The organism is Kitasatospora sp. NPDC059973, from assembly GCF_042737525.1.
In the GTDB taxonomy this organism is placed as follows: Bacteria; Actinomycetota; Actinomycetes; order Streptomycetales; family Streptomycetaceae; genus Kitasatospora.
This window is the reverse complement of sequence record NZ_JBHWUI010000029.1, coordinates 43,189-61,298: the sequence shown is the minus strand read 5'-3', so window position 1 is coordinate 61,298 and position 18,110 is coordinate 43,189. Positions and strand designations below refer to the sequence as shown.

Annotated in this window: 16 protein-coding genes; 9 read left to right on the top strand and 7 right to left on the bottom strand. The window is 73.7% G+C overall.

The window, feature by feature from the left end:
- Positions 1–85 precede the first annotated feature (85 nt).
- Positions 86–2,245 carry a protease pro-enzyme activation domain-containing protein gene (locus tag ACFWA9_RS11215; protein WP_380385651.1) on the bottom strand — a complete coding sequence of 720 codons (2,160 nt, stop codon included), beginning with the start codon at positions 2,243–2,245 and terminating at the stop codon, positions 86–88.
- A gap of 262 nt (positions 2,246–2,507) precedes the next feature.
- Between ACFWA9_RS11215 and ACFWA9_RS11210 the strand changes: the two genes are divergently transcribed.
- Positions 2,508–3,074, top strand: coding sequence for a CGNR zinc finger domain-containing protein (locus ACFWA9_RS11210; RefSeq protein ID WP_380385648.1), 567 nt, complete (start codon positions 2,508–2,510; stop codon positions 3,072–3,074).
- Positions 3,075–3,115: 41 nt separating this feature from the next.
- Here ACFWA9_RS11210 and ACFWA9_RS11205 read toward each other — a convergent pair whose 3' ends face one another.
- The 3 genes from ACFWA9_RS11205 to ACFWA9_RS11195 all read right to left on the bottom strand — a co-directional run bounded on the left by ACFWA9_RS11205 (position 3,116) and on the right by ACFWA9_RS11195 (position 7,914).
- On the bottom strand, positions 3,116–4,645 hold the full coding sequence (locus ACFWA9_RS11205; protein ID WP_352294996.1) for an FAD-dependent monooxygenase: 1,530 nt from the start codon (positions 4,643–4,645) through the stop codon (positions 3,116–3,118).
- A gap of 150 nt (positions 4,646–4,795) precedes the next feature.
- Positions 4,796–6,496, bottom strand: coding sequence for a phenylacetic acid degradation protein PaaN (gene paaN / locus ACFWA9_RS11200; protein ID WP_380385645.1), 1,701 nt, complete (start codon positions 6,494–6,496; stop codon positions 4,796–4,798).
- 149 nt (positions 6,497–6,645) lie between these two features.
- Positions 6,646–7,914, bottom strand: a complete 1,269-nt coding sequence (locus ACFWA9_RS11195) for a hypothetical protein (protein ID WP_380385642.1) — start codon at positions 7,912–7,914, stop codon at positions 6,646–6,648.
- 126 nt (positions 7,915–8,040) lie between these two features.
- On the opposite strand from ACFWA9_RS11195, the gene ACFWA9_RS11190 reads away from it, so the two are divergent.
- A complete protein-coding gene (locus tag ACFWA9_RS11190; protein WP_329488849.1) occupies positions 8,041–8,625 on the top strand; it encodes a TetR/AcrR family transcriptional regulator in 585 nt (194 codons plus the stop codon).
- A 459-nt stretch (positions 8,626–9,084) separates the two neighbouring features.
- Here the strand turns inward: ACFWA9_RS11190 and ACFWA9_RS11185 are convergent, their stop codons facing one another.
- Positions 9,085–9,546 (bottom strand): Lrp/AsnC family transcriptional regulator, encoded by a 462-nt coding sequence (locus ACFWA9_RS11185; RefSeq protein ID WP_329488850.1) that lies wholly within the window; start codon positions 9,544–9,546, stop codon positions 9,085–9,087.
- Between the two features lie 148 nt (positions 9,547–9,694).
- On the opposite strand from ACFWA9_RS11185, the gene pdhA reads away from it, so the two are divergent.
- The 4 genes from pdhA (at position 9,695) to ACFWA9_RS11165 (ending at position 15,081) form a co-directional block, all read left to right on the top strand.
- Positions 9,695–10,837 carry a pyruvate dehydrogenase (acetyl-transferring) E1 component subunit alpha gene (gene pdhA, locus ACFWA9_RS11180; RefSeq protein WP_380385639.1) on the top strand — a complete coding sequence of 381 codons (1,143 nt, stop codon included), beginning with the start codon at positions 9,695–9,697 and terminating at the stop codon, positions 10,835–10,837.
- Between the two features lie 83 nt (positions 10,838–10,920).
- Positions 10,921–11,883: an alpha-ketoacid dehydrogenase subunit beta gene (locus ACFWA9_RS11175; RefSeq protein WP_329492182.1), complete on the top strand. Its 963-nt coding sequence runs from the start codon at positions 10,921–10,923 to the stop codon at positions 11,881–11,883.
- Between the two features lie 5 nt (positions 11,884–11,888).
- Positions 11,889–13,229: a dihydrolipoamide acetyltransferase family protein gene (locus ACFWA9_RS11170; RefSeq protein ID WP_380385658.1), complete on the top strand. Its 1,341-nt coding sequence runs from the start codon at positions 11,889–11,891 to the stop codon at positions 13,227–13,229.
- A gap of 223 nt (positions 13,230–13,452) precedes the next feature.
- The gene (locus ACFWA9_RS11165) at positions 13,453–15,081 is read left to right on the top strand and encodes a globin domain-containing protein (protein WP_380385636.1); all 1,629 of its coding nucleotides are present in this window, start codon (positions 13,453–13,455) and stop codon (positions 15,079–15,081) included.
- 64 nt (positions 15,082–15,145) lie between these two features.
- Here the strand turns inward: ACFWA9_RS11165 and ACFWA9_RS11160 are convergent, their stop codons facing one another.
- Positions 15,146–15,673, bottom strand: coding sequence for an NUDIX hydrolase (locus ACFWA9_RS11160; RefSeq protein WP_329488853.1), 528 nt, complete (start codon positions 15,671–15,673; stop codon positions 15,146–15,148).
- A gap of 291 nt (positions 15,674–15,964) precedes the next feature.
- On the opposite strand from ACFWA9_RS11160, the gene ACFWA9_RS11155 reads away from it, so the two are divergent.
- Positions 15,965–16,384 (top strand): SsgA family sporulation/cell division regulator, encoded by a 420-nt coding sequence (locus ACFWA9_RS11155; protein ID WP_380385632.1) that lies wholly within the window; start codon positions 15,965–15,967, stop codon positions 16,382–16,384.
- A 103-nt stretch (positions 16,385–16,487) separates the two neighbouring features.
- Here ACFWA9_RS11155 and ACFWA9_RS11150 read toward each other — a convergent pair whose 3' ends face one another.
- Entirely contained in the window at positions 16,488–16,865 is a 378-nt protein-coding gene (locus ACFWA9_RS11150) for a phage holin family protein (RefSeq protein ID WP_380385629.1), read from the bottom strand.
- A 105-nt stretch (positions 16,866–16,970) separates the two neighbouring features.
- On the opposite strand from ACFWA9_RS11150, the gene ACFWA9_RS11145 reads away from it, so the two are divergent.
- Positions 16,971–17,288: a cupin domain-containing protein gene (locus ACFWA9_RS11145; RefSeq protein ID WP_329488856.1), complete on the top strand. Its 318-nt coding sequence runs from the start codon at positions 16,971–16,973 to the stop codon at positions 17,286–17,288.
- A gap of 37 nt (positions 17,289–17,325) precedes the next feature.
- Positions 17,326–17,994: a thiaminase II gene (gene tenA, locus ACFWA9_RS11140; protein ID WP_352295008.1), complete on the top strand. Its 669-nt coding sequence runs from the start codon at positions 17,326–17,328 to the stop codon at positions 17,992–17,994.
- The last annotated feature ends 116 nt before the right edge of the window (positions 17,995–18,110 follow it).

Genomic DNA, 18,110 nt, shown 5'->3' with positions numbered 1-18,110 from the left:
TCATCTTTCAAAAAAACACCCCCAACCCGGGGGGGGGGGCGCCCCGGGGCCCCCCCCCCCCGACGGCGTGGGGTCGCGGAGGCGATCAGGAGACGCTGAGCGCGGCGTCGTCGATCACGAAGCTGGTCTTGAGCGAGGCGTCCTCGGTGCCGGTGAACTTGACCGTCACCGTCTGGCCCGCGAAGGCCGACAGGTCGAAGGACTTCTGGACGAAGCCGGTGGCCGCGTTGGCGTTGGACAGGGTCGCCAGCGTGGTCGAGCCGGCCTGGACGGTCAGCTTGTCGTACGCGGTGGAGCCGGACTCGGCGGTGTCGACGTGCACCCAGAAGGAGAGCGTGGCCTTGCAGCCGGCCGGGATCGACACGGTCTGCGCCAGGGTGTCGGTGTGGGCGCTGCCGTAGCCGTCCAGCCAGGCCTTCCAGGAGCCGGCGTGCGCGGCCTCGCCGGAGGCGTTGTCGACGACGCCGGTGGACGCCGTCCACGGCGCGGCGGTGCCGGTCTCGAAGCCGCCGTTGCCGATCAGCTGGGCCGCGGTGCAGCCGCCGGTGGGCGGCGTGGTGGTGCCGCCGAGCAGCGCCGCGTCCAGGGCGTCGGCGATCGGGCTGCCCCAGCCGGTGACCTGGTCGTAGCCGGCCTTGGTGGAGAAGTCCTGGTTCTTGCCGGTGGTCACGTCGTGGAACGTGGTGCCGTAGCCGCTGCCGTTGGCGACGGCGTACAGCCGCGGGCTGGCCTCACCGAGGACGGGCTGCCCGGCCGCCTTGGCCTTCTGGTTGAACTGCGCCGCGTAGCCGGACCAGAGCGGGGCGGCCGCGCTGGTGCCGCCGTAGACCTGCCAGCCGCCGGCGGTGTAGATGGCGAAGCCGCTGGCCGGGTCGGCGTTGGAGGAGACGTCCGGGACGGTGCGCATGGTGCCGCTCACCCCGGTGCCGGTCTGCCAGCTCGGCTTGGCGAAGACGGTGGAGACGCCGCCGCCGGCGGTGCTCCAGGCGCTCTCGGAGGAGTAGGCGCTGCCGGAGACCTTGAGGTTGGTCCCGCCGACGCCGGTCTGGTGCGGGCTGGACGCGGGGAAGTCGACCGCCTTGACGGAGGAGCCGCTGGTGGAGCGGGTGCAGTCGCGCGAGCCGTCGTCGCCGGAGGCCGAGAAGATCGAGATGCCCTGGGCGGCGGCCTGCTTGAAGGAGTTGTCGACCGCCGTCATGGAGGAGGCGGTGGTGTCGGGCTCGCAGGAGCCCCAGGAGATGGAGATGACCGAGACCCGGTTGTCCGCGACGATCTTGGCGGCCATGTCGATCTCGCCCTGGTCGCTGTTGGGGGCCTCGTAGACCAGCTGGGTCGCCTTGGGGGCGACGCCGCGCACGATCTCGCTGTCCAGCTCGACCTCGCCCTGGCCCTCGCCGGGGGAGGAGTCGTAGTTGGCGCCGTCCACCGACACGGTGGAGACGGCCGGGCCGGTGAGCCCGTACTGGCTGTCGTAGGTCTTCAGGTTGGTGGAGCTGTAGCCGTCGAACTCCCAGAGCGCGACGCTGACGCCGGTGCCGTCGGCGCCGGTCTTGTTCAGGTTGTACGCGCCGTCGTACTGGCTCGGGCCGAAGCCGCTGGGGGCGGCGGTGACCGCGTTCGGTGCGGCCGGCGTGGACGGCTTCACGTTGCGGGTGGTGCGGACGGTGTGGTTGTTCAGGCCGGATATGCCCTGCACCACGCCGGCGAGGTCGGCCGGCACGGAGGCCGCCGCGTCGTTGGCGAAGAAGGTGCGCTGCTGCTGCGGGTCCAGGTAGGCGCTCTCGTGGGTGCCGAAGGCCTTGGCGATCTGCTCGGCGGTGCCGTGGGCGTCGACCACCTGGCGGTTGTCGCTGACGGCGGAGACGGTCAGGCCCTGGGCGGTCAGGTAGCCGCGGACCTGGTCGACGGCGGCCTGGGTCGGACCGAACCGGTCGGTGAACTGCTGCGGCGTCAGGTGGGTGCCGAACTCGGGGGCGCCGGGGGTGGCGATCGCGGCGAGGAAGCGGTCCAGCTCGGCGGTGTCGCGCAGCTTCAGGCTGACCGCGACGGAGAGCTGCTGCTCGGCGGGGACGTCGCCCTTCTTCTCGGAACGGGCCACCGCGGGGGTGACGGTGTTCGGCAGCGAGACGCGCGGCGCGGCGGCGTTGGGGGCCGGGGCGGCCTGCGCGGCGGTCACGCCGAGCGAGACCGCGGACAGCGGCAGGACGGCGAGTGCCGCGACGAGGGCGAGGGAGCGAGGGCGCACGGAATCCTCCTCTGGCCGGCATGTGGGGGCCGGCAGGGGCCAGGGCGTCTCTGGGGTGAAACGCTGGCTAGAACATGACAGAGCGGTTCCGGGAATTGGCTTATGGTCAAGCAATTCGTTGCTAAAGAACAGTCAACTGTGGAGAACGGAATGGAGGCGTCTTCATACAGTTAACGGCCGGAATTCACGCTCCGGACGGCCCCGATTCGGCGGCCGCGGGCGACGTAGAATCGGGTACCGGGCGAGACCGAGGGAGTATCCGATGACCGACCGGACGGCAGACCCGCGCGACCCCCGCCCGCTGACCGGCGAGCCGCTCGCGCTCGACCTGCTCAACACGCGGTGGGCGGGCAGCCCGGTGAACGACCTGCTGGACCGGCCGGACGGCTTCGGGATCTGGCTCTCCTCCGCCGGGCTGGCGGACCGCTGCCAGGCCGACGACGCGGGGCTCGTGGCGCTGCGGCAGGCCCGGGAGGCGCTCGCCGCGGCGGTCCGCGACCTGGACGCCCGGGGGGAGGTGACGGCGCCCGCGGCGGTCGGTCTGAACGAGGTGCTGCGGCACGGGCGGCTGCGGCGCGAGCTCGGTCCGGCGGGGCCGGCGGCGCACGTCGAGGTGGACGGGCCGCAGTGGCTGGCGGCCTGGCTGGCGGTCGACGACTTCCTCGACCTGCTCGCCCGGGGCGCCCTCCGGATCAAGAAATGTGCCCACGAGGCCTGCATTCTGCACTTCTTCGACACATCGCAGAACGGCCGCCGGCGGTGGTGCTCGATGGCGGTGTGCGGAAACCGCGCGAAAGCGGCCCGGCATTACGAGAAGGCGCGCGCCTAGGGTCGGCGGCGGGGGCGGTGAACCGCCCCCGCACGCGGTCCTCAGCTCTGGTCGGGGGCGCCGAGCCACTGGGTCAGTGCGGCGCGGACCTCGCCCTGGCCCGGGTCGACGGCGGCCCAGGCGGCGTAGCCGTCGGGGCGGACCAGCAGCACGGTGTCACGCAGCTTGCCGTGCGGGTCGGCCGGCGCGACGGTCTGCAGCCGGCCCGCCCACGGCTCGGCGGCGGGCAGCTGGTCATTGCTGACCAGCACGAACGTGCCCGCGCGCAGTGCCTCGTAGAGCCGCTCGGGCGCGGCCGGCCCGTCCTCCCGGGCCTCCTCCAGGGCGGTCAGCCGCAGGTCCGGCACGCGCCGGCCGGCCAGCGGGTGGGCGTCCTTCGGCGCCGCGTAGCGGATGCCGATCCCGGACACCGTCCGGGCGCCGCGCTCGGCGACCACGTCCAGGTGGTCGGCCAGCGTGGTGAGGGCGCCGCGCAGCACCCGGGTGGGCGCGGACTGGGCGAGGGCGAGCCGGATCAGCGCGCCGGAGGTGCGCAGCACCGACTTGCCGACCGGGTGCCGCTCGGTCTGGTAGGTGTCCAGCAGGGCGTCGGTGGCGTGGCCCCGGACGGCGGCGACGAGCTTCCAGGAGAGGTTGGCGGCGTCCTGGAGGCCGGTGTTCATGCCCTGGCCGCCGGCCGGGGAGTGGCAGTGCGCGGCGTCGCCGGCCAGGAAGACCCGGCCGGAGCGGTAGTTCGGCACCTGCCGCTCGTCGCTGTGGAAGGTGGAGCTCCACCGGGCGTCGTGCAGCCCGTAGTCCTCGCCGAGGGCGGTGCGGGTCATCTCGGCGATCCGCTCCAGCGAGGGCGGGGCGCCGTCCGCGTGCTGCTCGGCGCGGTCCCAGGCGATGACCCGGTACCAGCCGTCGCCGAACGGCGCGAGGAAGGCGAAGCCGCCCTCGCCGGCGCCGACGGTCAGCAACTCGTCGGGCGCGCGGTCCAGCCGGACGTCGGCCAGGACGACGGAGTTGACCACCGACTCGCCGGGGAAGGGGATGCCGAGCAGGTCGCGGACGGTGGAGTGGACGCCGTCGGTGCCGACCACGTAGGCGGCCCGGTGGGTCTCGGTGGTGCCGTCCGCGGGCGCCTCCCCGCCGCGGGCGCGGGGGCGGGTCTCGACCGTGACGCCCTCGGCGTCCTGCCGCAGCCCGACCACCTCGGCGCCGCGCAGGAGGGTCGCGCCGGCCTTCAGCGCGCGCTCCTGGAGGAGGCGTTCGGTGTGGTACTGCGGGGTGATCAGGACGAACGGGAAGCGGCTCGGCAGGGCGGCGAGGTCGACCCGGAGCCGGTCGAAGAGCCGCAGCGAGCTGAGCGGGCGGCCGGTGGCGATCAGGTCGTCGGCCAGGCCCCGGGCGTCCAGCAGCTCCAGGCTGCGGGCGTGCACCGCGAAGGCCCGGGTGAGGTTGGACTCGGTGTCGCGCTTCTCCAGGACGGTGACCCGGATCCCGGCGGTGGCGAGGTCCCCGGCCAGCAGCAGGCCGGTCGGTCCGGCCCCGACGATCAGGACGTCGGTGACGGTCTGCTTCGCGGTCATGTGTCAGCTCCCGGTGCTCGGACGGAGGTTGGACGCCGGTCCGGGCGCCCTCCCGGCCTCCATCATCGCTGGCGCGGGCGGGGCTGTGAATTCCCGCGGGACGGAACCGGGCCCCGGCGTGGCACCGCCGGGGCCCGGAACCGGATCGGCTCAGCTGTGGCGGCGGATCTCCACGGTGCGGAACCGGTTGGCGACGAAGGCGCCGTCGCAGTAGGCGGCGTTGGCGGCCGGGTTGGCGCCGGTGCCGTGCAGGTCGGAGAAGGCGGCGGTCTGGTTGGCGTACACGCCGCCGGTGAGGTTGAGCGAGAGCGAGACGCCGGAGTCGAGCGCGGCCTCGACCAGCGCGGCCTCGACCTCGGGCGAGGTGGTGTAGCCGGAGGCGGTCATCGCGCCCTGGGTCCGGACGGTGTCGCGCAGCAGCTCGACCGCGGCGGCGGTGGACTCCACCGCGACGGCGAAGGAGACCGGGCCGAAGCACTCGTCGCGCAGGACCGCGCGGTCGTCCGGCTTGTCGGCGTCCAGCTTGACCAGCGCGGGGGTGCGGATTGTCGCGGCGGGGAACTCCGTGGAGGTCACCACCCGCGGGGCGAGGGCGAGTTCGCCGTACTCGCCGCCGGCCGCGGCCACCGAGCGCTGCAGCACACCGGGGTTGACCACGGCGCCGAGCACGGCCGTGGCGCGGGCGTCGTCGGAGAGCAGGCCCTCGATCGCGCCGGCGAGGTCGGTGACCACCTCGTCGTAGGACTTGGCGCCCTGGTCGGTGTCGATGCCGGTGCGCGGGATCAGCAGGTTCTGCGGGGTGGTGCACATCTGGCCGCTGTAGAGCGAGAGCGAGAAGGCCAGGTTGCCCAGCATGCCCCGGTAGTCGTCGGTGGAGTCGACGACCACGGTGTTCACGCCGGCCTTCTCGGTGTACACCTCGGCCTGGCTCGCGTTCTCCTCCAGCCAGTCGCCGAAGGCGGTCGAGCCGGTGTAGTCGATCAGCTTGACCTCGGGGCGGACGGCGAGCGTCTGGGCGACGGTGCCGCCCTCGTGCTCGGCGGCCAGGCAGACCAGGTTCGGGTCGAAGCCGGCCTCGGCGAGCACCTCGCGGGCGGTCCGCACGGTCAGCGCGAGCGGCAGCACGGCGCGCGGGTGCGGCTTGACCAGCACCGGGTTGCCGGTGGCCAGCGAGGCGAACAGGCCGGGGTAGCCGTTCCAGGTGGGGAAGGTGTTGCAGCCGATCAGCAGCGCGAGGCCGCGCGGGACGACGGTGAACTCCTTGGTCATCACCAGCGGGTCGCGCTTGCCCTGCGGCTTGGTCCAGCCGGCGCTGGCGGGCAGCCGGGTCTGCTCGGCGTAGGCGTAGGTGACCGCCTCCAGACCGCGGTCCTGGGCGTGCGGGCCGCCGGCCTGGAAGGCCATGCCGTAGGCCTGGCCGGTGGTGTGCATCACCGCGTGCGCGAACTCGTGCGAGCGCGCGTTGATCCGGGCCAGGATCTCCAGGCAGACGGCGGCCCGGGTGAGCGGGGTCGCGGCGGCCCAGCCGGGCCGGGCCGCGAGCAGCGCGGCGATCAGCGTGTCCGCGTCGGCGTGCGGGTAGCCGATGCCCATCTCGACGCCGTACGGGGACGCCTCGCCGCCGATCAGGTCGCCGTCGGCCGGGTGGCCGTCGAGGGCGAACGGGAGGTTCAGCAGCGCCTCGAAGGCGGCCTTGCCGTCCGCGGCGCCGCTCTCGCCGTAGGCCTTCGGGAACTCGGGGTAGGGCGACCAGTAGTCGCGGGACGCGGCGGCGGCGAGCGCGGCGTCCAGGGTGGCCTGGTGGCGTTCGACCAGCTCGGCGACGAGGGGGTGGGTGACCGCTGCGGACATGGTGTGCGCTCCTCAGAGGGGAGGACGGGACACGTCACAGAGTAACCGAACGATCGGTCGGCTCAAGAGGGTGTGCGGATCGGATCCGGAGAACGCCCCGGGGGCGCGTCCGCAGCGGACGCGCCCCCGGGGCGGAGCGGGGTACCGGTCTACGGGATGCCGAGCTCGAAGATGACGTACCCGGCGTACCAGCCGGAGGCGATCGCGCCGGTGCCGAGCACCGTCGCCAGCACCGGCCAGCTCAGCCTGCGCATGGCCACCGCCAGGGCGATCAGCAGCGGGAAGGCCGGGAGCAGGTAGCGCGAGGTGTTGCCGAAGATCCCCAGGCTGCCCAGCACCGAGACGATGGTGGCCAGCGTGTAGGCGGTCAGCACCAGCGGCGGACGCAGCCGGACCAGCAGCACGATCAGCACCGGCAGGGTCAGCACGATCAGGGTGGCCAGCAGGTCGGTCACCGGCCAGGCGAACGGGTAGTCCGAACGGCCCAGCAGGACGCCGCGGATCGCCTCGAAGGTGCCATGGCCGAAGTCGAAGTAGTGCAGCCAGGCGTCGTGCTGGAGCTTGAAGTAGCCGCCCCACTCGCCCGTCCGCCAGCCCACCCAGCCGACGTAGCCGAGCAGGCCGAGCGGGGCCAGCAGCATCGCGGCCACCGGGCGGGCGACGCCGCTCCCCCGCCGGTACAGCTCGACCAGCGCGGCCAGGCCGACGGCGCCGATCAGGGCCGCCGAGGTCGGCCGGTTGAGGCCGGCGACCAGCGTGATCACACCGGCGGCGATCCACTGCCTGGTCATCACGCAGTAGCAGGCCCAGGCCGCCAGCGCGACGAACAGCGAGTCGGAGTAGAGCGCCCACTCGGCGCCGGAGCCCGGGGCGATCGCCCAGAGCCCGGCCGCGATCACGCCCGCGCGCGGGCCGGCCAGCTGGTCCACCACCGCGTAGATCCCGGCCGCCGCGAACAGCGAGGCCACCACCGAGACCAGCATCCCGGCGCCGTACAGGCCGAGCCCGGTGCCGTCCGAGACCAGCCGCATCAGCCCCGGGTAGAGCGGGAAGAAGGCGGCCGAGTTCTGCTCGACGGTGAAGCCGGGGAGGCCGCCCGGGACGGGGACCAGCGCGGGGTGGTAGCCGAACTGGGCGATCTGCTGGTACCACCAGCCGTCCCAGCTGGCCAGCACGTCCCAGGGGTTCGCGCCGCCGCCGAACCGCGGGTGCTTCTTGACGTAGTCGCCCGAGAAGGAGAGCAGCTTCATGAAGACGGTGAAGCCGATCAGCTTGAGCACCGCGTAGCACCACACGGCCGGCCCGAAGCGCAGGACCAGGGCGCGGCCGCGCTCGCGCCAGTCGGCCCGCGCCGCGTCCCCCGGCTCCTCGCTGCGCTGCTCGGGCACGTCGGAGGCGACTGCCGGTATTGCGCTCATGAGACTGGACCCCACCCTGCTGGCCGTGGACGCTGGTCCGCAGATTCTAGGCCGTCGGCCGCGCTGTTGGTGCGGACCAATGGACCCGGGCGCATCGGGCGCAGCGGGGCCGGGGATACTCGGAGGATGGCCGATCACACCACGCGTACCGCCTACACCGTGGAGTCGCTGCTCGCGGTGACCGTCGACGTCTTCAACGAGCGCGGCTACGACGGCACCTCGATGGAGGACCTCTCCCGGGCGGCCGGGATCTCCAAGTCCTCGATCTACCACCACGTCCGCGGCAAGGAGGAGCTGCTCCGGCTGGCCGTCGGGCGGGCCCTGGACGGGCTCTTCGGCATCCTCGCCGAACCGGGCGCGGTCGAGGGCCCCGCGGTGGAGCGGCTGGAGCACGTGGTGCGGCGCACCGCGGAGGTGCTGCTCACCGAGCTGCCGTACGTCACCCTGCTGCTGCGGGTGCGGGGCAACACCGTGACCGAGCAGTGGGCGCTGGAGCGCCGCCGGGACTTCGACCACCAGGTGGCCGAGCTGCTGAGGGCCGCCGTCGCGGACGGCTCGCTGCGGGCGGACGTCGAGCCGCGGCTGGCCACCCGGCTGCTCTTCGGCATGATCAACTCGATCGTGGAGTGGTACCGGCCCGGCGTGAAGGCGGCCGACGGCGTCGCGGACGCGGTGGTCCACCTGGCCTTCGACGGCCTCCGCGCCCGGTAGCACCGGGAGGGGCCGGGGCCGGAAGGTACCGCGCCAAAGGGCCACCCACCCGTCCCGAAAGGGCACCCGGCTCGGGCCCTCATCGGGCCCGGGGGACGCTTCACCGGTCCCCCAACGGTCACCCCGCCCGGGCACTGCCCGGGCCCGGGGGACGCTCCGCCGGGCCCTCAACGGTCACCCCGCCCTGGCACTACCCGGGCCCCGGGGACGCTCCGCCGGGCTCCCAGCCGGCACCCCGGCCCAGTGCGCCCCGAGCCAAAGGGGCGCGCCGGTGCCGAAAGGGAGAAGCGAGGACGCCCCGAGGAACGAGGGGCGTTGGAGCGCCGACCGTCGGCGCCGGGTCGAAGCGCCTCGGAGGCGAGCGGGCGAGGACACTGAGCGCCGACCGTCGGCGCCGGGTCGAAGCGCCCCGGAGGCGAGCGGGCGAGAACACAGCCCCGGAGGCGAGCGGGTGCCCGATCAAAGGGGCGGCACCTGGTCGGTCTCCTCGAAGACCAGCATGGTGCGGGTGCCGAGCACCTGGGGGATGGACTGGATGCTGCCCAGCACCAGTTCGCGCAGCGCGTGGTTGTCGGCGGTGTGCACCAGCAGCAGCACGTCGAAGTCTCCGCCCACCAGCGCGATGTGCGCGACGCCGGGCAGCTCCAGCAGCTGCTCGCGGACCGTCCGCCAGGAGTTCTGCACGATCTTCAGGGTGACGTAGGCGGATGCGCCCTGACCTGCCTTTTCGTGGTCCACGCGGGCGGTGAAGCCGCGAATGACGCCGTCCTCGACCATCCTGGATATCCGGGCGTACGCATTCGCCCGGGACACGTGCACCCGCTCGGCCACCGAGCGGATCGAGGCGCGACCGTCCTGCTGCAGCAGCCGCAGGATCGCCCGGTCGACACGGTCGAGTCTGGACGTCTGTTCAGCCGACATGACCCCCCACCCCCACGGATTGGACGCACTGCCACCAGTCGACCGCCACCCGGGCCGATTGTCCACCACCTTGTCACGCTTCTGGTCAAGATGAACAGACGACCGAACAATCGGTAGGGAGCCCCCGCTACCCCTGGAGGTGCCCGAGATGACCGTTCTCGATCACAGACACCACACGGCGGTGCCCGGTTGGCTGCCCGGGGCGACCGCCCCGCGCAGCGACCCGGCCCCGTTGCTTCCGGACGCCTCACCGGTCCGCGTGCTCGGCACCCCCGAGCTGGAGAAGTACGACCCCGCGCTGCTCCGCGAGCTGTACCGCCGCCTGGTGGTCGGCCGCCGCTACAACCAGCAGGCCACCACCCTCACCAAGCAGGGCCGGCTGGCCGTCTACCCGGCGTCCACCGGCCAGGAGGCCTGCCAGGTCGCCGCCGCGCTGGCGCTCGGCGAGCAGGACTGGCTCTTCCCGAGCTACCGCGACACCCTCGCGGTGGTCTCCCGCGGCGTCGACCCGCTGGAGGCGCTGACCCTGCTGCGCGGCAACGCCCACACCGGCTACGACCCGCTGGCCACCCGGACGGCGCCGCTCTGCACCCCGCTGGCCACCCAGGCCCCGCACGCCGTCGGCCTCGCGCACGCCGCCCGGCTCGGCGGCGACCCGGTGGTCGCGCTGGCGCTGCTCGGCGACGGCGGCACCAGCGAGGGCGACTTCCACGAGGCGCTGAACTTCGCCGCGGTGCTGAACGCCCCGGTGGTCTTCCTGGTCCAGAACAACGGGTACGCGATCTCCGTCCCGCTCACCGCGCAGTCCGCCGCGCCGACGCTCGCCCACAAGGCGGTCGGCTACGGGATACCGGGCCGGCTGGTGGACGGCAACGACGCGCCCGCCGTGCACAGCGTGCTGACCGAGGCGGTCGAGCGGGCCCGGACCGGTGGCGGCCCGACCCTGGTCGAGGCGCTCACCTACCGCGTCGAGGCGCACACCAACGCCGACGACGCCACCCGCTACCGGGACGACACCGAGGTGGCGGCCTGGCGGGAGCACGACCCGGTCCTTCTGATGGAGCGGCACCTGCGCCGGATCGGCCTGCTGGACGACGCCCTGGTGCAGGAGTCGGCCGACGAGGCGGAGGCTCTGGCGGCCCGGATGCGGGCCGAGTTCCACGCCGACGCCGAGCTGGACCCGATGGCGCTGTTCGCCCATGTGTACGCCGAGCCGACCCCGCAACTGCGGGAGCAGGAAGCCCAGTTGTCCGCCGAGCTGGCCGCCGAGGCCGAGGTGCAGCACCCATGAGCAACACCGCCCAACCGTCGCCCGCCGCCACCCTCGGCCGGCCCGCCGCGCGACCCGCCCCGGCCGGTCCGCGCACCGCCACCATGGCGCAGGCGCTCAACTCCGCGCTGCGGGACGCCCTGCGCGCGGACCCGGCCGTGCACGTGCTCGGCGAGGACGTCGGCGCGCTCGGCGGCGTCTTCCGGATCACCGACGGCCTGACCGCCGAGTTCGGCGCCGACCGCTGCCTGGACACCCCGCTGGCCGAGGCCGGCATCCTCGGCACCGCGATCGGCATGGCGATGTACGGGCTGCGCCCGGTGGTCGAGATGCAGTTCGACGCCTTCGCCTACCCGGCGCTGGAGCAGCTGTTCTCGCATGTCGCCAAGATGCGCAACCGCACGGCCGGGCGGCTGCCGCTGCCGATCACCGTGCGCATCCCGTACGGCGGCGGCATCGGCGGGGTCGAGCACCACAGCGACGCCTCCGAGGCCTACTACACCAGCACTCCCGGGCTGCACGTGGTCACCCCGGCGACGGTGGCGGACGCCTACGGGCTGCTGCGGGCCTCGATCGCCTCGGACGACCCGGTGGTCTTCCTGGAGCCCAAGCGGCTCTACTGGGGCAAGGCGGAGTTCGACCCGGCGGCGCCGGTCGAGCCGATCGGACGGGCCGTCCTGCGGCGGACCGGGACGTCGGCGGTGCTGATCACCTACGGCCCCTCGCTGCCGGTCTGCCTGGAGGCTGCCGAGGCGGCCAAGGCCGAGGGCTGGGACCTCGCGGTGCTCGATCTGCGCACCCTGGTCCCGTTCGACGACGAGACGGTCTGCCGGGTGGTGCGCTCGCTCGGCCGGGCCGTGGTGGTGCACGAGGCGACCGGCTTCGGCGGCACCGGTGCGGAGATCGCCGCCCGGGTGACCGAGCGCTGCTTCCACCACCTGGCGGCCCCGGTGCTGCGGGTCACCGGCTTCGACATCCCGTACCCGCCGCCGATGCTGGAGCACCACCACCTCCCCGGGGTGGACCGGATCCTGGACGCGGTCGCCCGGCTGCAGTGGGAGGCCTGAGGATGATGCCGGTCGTACGCGAGTTCACGCTGCCCGACCTCGGTGAGGGGCTCACCGGGGCGGAGGTGGTGCGCTGGATGGTCGAGGTCGGTGAGGTGATCGCCGTGGACCAGCCGGTGGTGGAGGTGGAGACCGCCAAGGCGGTGGTCGAGGTGCCCTGCCCGTACGGCGGGGTGGTCACCGCCCGGTACGGCGAGCCGGGCGAGGAGGTGGCGGTCGGGGCGCCGCTGGTGACGGTCGCGGTGTCGCCCGCCGTGGGCGCGCCGTCCCCGTCCGCCGAGGTGGAGCGTCCGCTGGTCGGGTACGGGGTCGCGGAGCCGGACAAGGGCGGCCGGCGCCGCCGGGTCGGGGCTCCGGCCACCGCTCCGGCGCCTGTTCCGGCGGCTGCTCCGACGGCCGTCGCCGCGCCGGTGGCCGTGGTGGCGCCCGCCGCTCCGCCGGCCGTGGCCGTGGCCGTCGCGCCGGTGGTGGTGCCGGTGATCTCGCCGCTGGTCCGGCGGTCGGCCCGGGAGCACGGGATCGATCTGGCGGCACTGACCGGCAGCGGGCCGGACGGTCTGATCATGCGCGCGGACGTCGAACGGGCGATCGCGGCGCTGGCCCCCGGCGGTACGCCGGCGGCGGTGCCGGTGTCCAACGGGGCGACCGCGCCGGCCGGGGCCGAGGTGGTGCCGCTGCGCGGTCTGCGCAGGGCGGTGGCCGAGAAGCTCACCCGCAGCCACCGGGAGATCCCGGCGGCGACCTGCTGGGTCGACGCGGACGCCACCGAACTGATGGCGCTGCGAAGGCAGTTGAATGCCACCCCCGGTCCGAAGGTGAGCGTGCTGGCGTTGCTCGCCCGGATCTGCACGGTGGCGCTGGCCCGCTTCCCCGAACTCAACTCCAGTGTCACCGAGGACGGTTCGGGCATCCTCCGGCACTCCGCGGTGCACCTGGGATTCGCCGCCCAGGGCGAGCGGGGCCTGGTCGTTCCGGTGGTGCGCGACGCCCAGCGGCTGAGCACCGAGCAACTCGGCGCCGAACTGGCGCGGTTGACCGAGTCGGCTCGGACCGGGGCGCTCACCCCGGCCGAGCTCACGGGTGGGACCTTCACCCTGAACAACTACGGGGTGTTCGGGGTGGACGGCTCCACCCCGATCCTCAACCACCCCGAGGCGGCGATGCTCGGGGTGGGCCGGATCGTCGCCAAACCCTGGGTTCACCAGGGCGAGTTGGCGGTGCGCGAGGTGACCCAGCTGTCCTTCACCTTCGACCACCGGGTCTGCGACGGCGGAACCGCGGGCGGCTTCCTGCGGTTCGTCGCGGACTGCGTCGAGCAACCGGGCATGCTGCTGCGGCAGTTGTGACCGGCGTCCGGGCGGTCGCCTTGGGTGGCTGCCCGGACACCCAGGGCGACCGCAGATCGAGCGAGAGTAGCGCGTACGGGGGGCGGGTGTCCGGCCTTCGCGCGATTTGTCGGATGAGCACTTCGGGCGTGCCACGCTGCCTAGGCGTCAGCAGGAACAAGCCAGGTGGTGGCACAGGCCGGCCGGAGGCGAAACGATTCTCTTGGGTACTCGAAACGTTGCGGTGAAGTCACGCAGAACTCTCCTGGTCCGCACCGGACACGGCTCGGCGGGAGCCGCGGCCGTCCCGGGGATGCCGGACTCCGGTCCGGAGCCGGCCCCGGACACCGTGCCGACCGCGGCGGCGCACGCCCCGGCGGCCGTCCCGCCGATGCCGCTGGACCCGCCGGACCTCCCGCCGGTCTCCGCCGCCCCGGCGCCGGTGGCTCCGCTGGTCCCGGCCCCCGCCGCGGCGCCGCGGGTGGCGATCCCCGACCCCCCGGCCCGGCCGCCCGCGGTCCCGGCGCCGTCGACGCCCGCCGGGCCGCCGGTGCCCGCCATCGAGCCGCTGTTCACCCGGGCCCCCGGCCTCAACTGGACCGCCGTGGGCGGCGATCCCGCCCGGCCGCCGGTCGCCCCCGCGACCGGCGGGGCGACCGCACCCGAGCCGGTGCCCGCCGCCGTGTCCGGCCCCGGGTCCGCCGCCGCGCAGCAGCCGCCCACCGCCCGGGACATCGAGCTGATCCGGGCCAGCCTGGCCGTGGTCGAGCCGGTCGCCGACCGGGCCACCGCGCACTTCTACGCGCTGATCTTCCTGCACCATCCCGAGGTCCGCGCGCTCTTCCCGGCCGCCATGGACGTCCAGCGCGACCGGCTCTTCCGCGCGCTGCTGATGGCCGCCCGCAGTGCCGGCGACCCGGAGGGCCTGCGCGGCTACCTGAGCGCCCTGGGGCGCGGCCACCGCCGGTACGGCACCCTGACCGGTCACTACGGACCGGTGGGGGAGTGCCTGGTGGCGGCGCTGGCCCGGTACTCGGGCAGCCGCTGGGACGCCGAGACCGAGCTGGCCTGGCGGCGGGTCTACCGGCTGGTCTCCTCGATCATGATCGAGGCCGCCGAGGACGACGCCCGCACCTCGCCGCCCTGGTGGCAGGCCGAGGTGGTCGGGCACGAGCTGCGCACCCCGGACGTCGCGGTGCTCACCCTCCGCCCCGACCAGGCCTATCCGTACCGGGCCGGGCAGTACACCAGCCTGGAGACGCCCTGGTGGCCGCGGGTCTGGCGGTACTTCTCGTTCGCCTCCGCGCCCCGGCCGGACGGTCTGCTGACCCTCCACGTCAAGGCCGTCCAGGCGGGCTGGGTGAGCAACGCGCTGGTGCACCGGGCCGCACCGGGCTCGGTGCTGCGGCTGGGCCCGGCGGCGGGCACGATGACCGTCGACCACACGTCCGGGGCGGACCTGCTCTGCCTCGGCGGCGGCACCGGGATCGCCCCGATCAAGGCGCTGGTGGAGGAGGTGGCCGAGTACGGCGCGGCGGGCCGCGCGGTGAACGTCTTCTACGGGGCCCGGCGGGCCGCCGAACTCTACGAGCTGGCGGCGCTGCGCGGGCTGGCCGAGCGCCACCGCTGGCTGTCGGTGCACCCGGTGCTGTCCGGGCCGGGGCCGCAGGCCGGTGGTCCGGTGCCGGGCGGCGGGCTGCTCACCGGTGAACTGCCCGAGGTGGTCGGCCGGTTCGGACCGTGGGCGGACCGGGAGGCCTTTCTTGGCGGGCCGGCCGCGATGGTGCGGCGCGGCGCCGGGGTGCTGCTGCGGGCCGGGGTGGCGCCCGAGCGGATCCGGCACGACCTGGTCGGCGATCTGGCGGCGGGCTGAGCCGGGAGCCGGACCGCCCGGCTCCTGCTCCGGCTCCTGCCCTGGGCCCTGGGCTCTGGGCTCTTCAGTCGAAGTCGGGGGCGAGCAGGGCCCGGACGCCCTCGATGTTGGCCGCCAGGTACGCCCGCAGGCTGGGCGGGACGACGTTGACCGAGGTGACGCCCTCCCGGGTGAAGGGCACCCGGACCACCTCGTACTCGCCGTTGGGCTCGTCCACCTCCGGCCCGTGCCGGCGGTCGAGGTCCATCGAGGCGAGCCGGCAGACGAAGAAGTGCTGGACCTTGACCCCGTGCGGGTGGAGCAGCGTGCCGTCGTCGTGGTGGGTGTGGCTGATGGTGTCGACGAAGGCGGGGACGAGGTCCACGACCTTGCCGCCGAGCTCCTCGTCCACCTCGCGGTGCAGGGCGTCGGTGACCGTGCGGTCCTCGCTCTCGACCCCGCCGCCGGGGGTGATCCAGTACGGGTGCGGGGAGCCGGGCCGGGTGCGTTTGATCAGCACGATCGAGGCCGGTCCGTGGGGATCGGCCGGGTCCAGCTCCAGCAGGATCGCCCGCGCGGTGCGTTTGACGACGGGTCGGGGCGGGGTGCGCATGGCCACCTCCGGGGCTGGAGCGTTGTGCGGGAGTCTCCCGCACGCCGACCGGCCCGAAACTCGTACTGCTCGGGTGCGTCCGTTCGGGGCGTGCTCACAGCGCCGATGGATCTTGGATAGCCAAGGTGGACGTTCACCTGATCTTCAAAATATCGAGCTGATCTCCATTGATACCTTCAATCCAAAGGAATTTGCCGATCGAACGGTCGGAGAGTGATTGCAGCCGCGCCCGGCCTGTGCTGCGATGAGCGACCAGCCACCCGGCCGGGCAGAACGAGAGGTACTGGCGCCATGCAGCACAGCACAGTCCAGGGCCACCTGGTGATGAGCCTCGTGGTCTCCACCGAGCTCTCCTTCCGCCTCGTGGTCGAGCTGGAGTACGACCCCGCCGACCCGTTCGCGGTCCGCCTCACCTTCCACCTGCCCGGCGACGCCCCGGTCACCTGGGTCTTCGCCCGGGAGCTGCTGTTCGACGGGGTCGACCGGCCGACGGGCGAGGGCGACGTGCACGTCCACCCGGTCGGCGAGGAGCTCTCGGAGGTCTGCGTCGTGCTGCGCTCCCCCGAAGGACACGCCCGGTTGCGCGCCTGCGCGGCGCCGCTGACCGCCTTCCTCGCGCGGACCGACCGGCTGGTGCCGAGGGGGCGGGAGCTGACCGGCGGCGAGATCGACGCGCAGCTCGCCGACATCCTCGGAGCCTGTGAGCGGTGACCGGTCGCCCGCCGGCGACGGTGGCGCGAAGGGGCCCGCCCCGGTGCGGAACCGGGTGCGGGCCCCTCTCGCGTGCCCGGGCACGCGGACGGCGGCGCGTCACTCAGTCGTCGTCGCCGAGCGCCAGGTTGAGGCCCCAGGAGACCAGGCTGATGATGAGCGCGCCGAACAGCGCCGCCCAGAAGCCGTCGACGTGGAAGTCCAGGTCGAGCTTGTCCGAGGCCCAGGAGGTCAGCCAGAGCATCAGGGCGTTGATGACGAAGGTGATCAGGCCCAGGGTGAGGATGAACAGCGGCAGCGAGAACAGCTTGACCACGGGCTTGATCAGCCAGTTGACCACGCCGAAGATCAGTGCGACGGAGATCACCGTCAGGGTCTTGCTCTGCCAGTCGTCGCCGGTCAGCGTGATCCCGGAGACGATCCAGGCGGCCACCCAGATGGCGGCCGCGTTGATAAGTGTCTTGATGACGAAACCCTTCATGGGGCCAGCGTCCCAGGCCGGTCGGGGCGGGGGAAGCGCCCGACCGGCATGTTTGGTGTTGAATGCCCCCTGGACCCGGGCCAAGGACGAGGAGGGGCACCCCCGATGAAGCTGTTCCGACTGGACGAACTCGACGCCGAGCGCGCCGCCAACGACGGTGCCTATCTGCGCTTCCTGCGCGAGCCGCGGATGTCCGCCGGGCTCTACGCGCTCTCCCCCGGCGCCACCGACCCGCAGACCGCGCACGCCCAGGACGAGATCTACCAGGTGGTCAGCGGCCGGGCCGAGTTGACCGTCGGGAACGAGACCACCACGGTGGCCCGCGGCACCGTGGTCTACGTCCCGGCGGGAGTGCCGCACCGGTTCCACCACGTCACCGAGGAGTTGCGGGTCCTGGTGGTGTTCTCCCCGCCGGAGGACTGACGGCCGGGGCCCGCGGCGGTCCGGCTAGGGTCGGGGCATGAGCCTGAGCCTGACGGAAGAACTCTGGGCGGCGATCGAGCCGATCTACGCCGAGATCCTCGACCACCCCTTCATCGGCGGCCTCACCGACGGCACCCTGCCGCGCGAGGCGTTCCGCCACTTCGTCGTCCAGGACTCGCACTACCTGCGCGACTACGCCCGCGCGCTCGCCGTCTGCGCCGCCAAGGCGCCCGGCGAGGAGGACGTGCGGGCCTTCGCGGACGACGCGGTCGGCGCGCTGGCGGCCGAGCAGGGCATGCACGCGGAGTTCATGACGGCCTTCGGCGCCGACGCCGAACAGGCCGCCGCCGAGCCGGTGCTGCCCACCACCCGGGCCTACACCAGCTACCTGCTGGCCACGGTGTACGGCGGCTCCTTCGCGGAGGCGGTCGGCGCCGTGCTGCCCTGCTACTGGATCTACGCCCGGGTCGGCGACCGGCTGCTGGCCGAGGGCTCCCCCGACCCGCTGTACGCCAAGTGGATCGCCACCTACGGCGACGAGGCCTTCCAGTCCGTGGTGCGCCGCGTCCTCGCGCTGGCCGACCGGCTCGGCGAGGAGATCTCCCCGGCCGAACGCCGCCGGGTGGTGGAGCACTTCACCACCACCTCGCGGTACGAGTGGATGTTCTGGGACGCCGCCTGGCGCGGCGAGACCTGGCCGGTCTGACACCCTCCGGGGCCGGCGTCCGGGCCGTTCCCCGAGCCGTTCCGGGGGCCTTCCCGGGTGCCCTTTCGGGCGCCCTCCCCCGGGTCTCCCCGGGGGCCGGAGTAGGGGTGATCTCC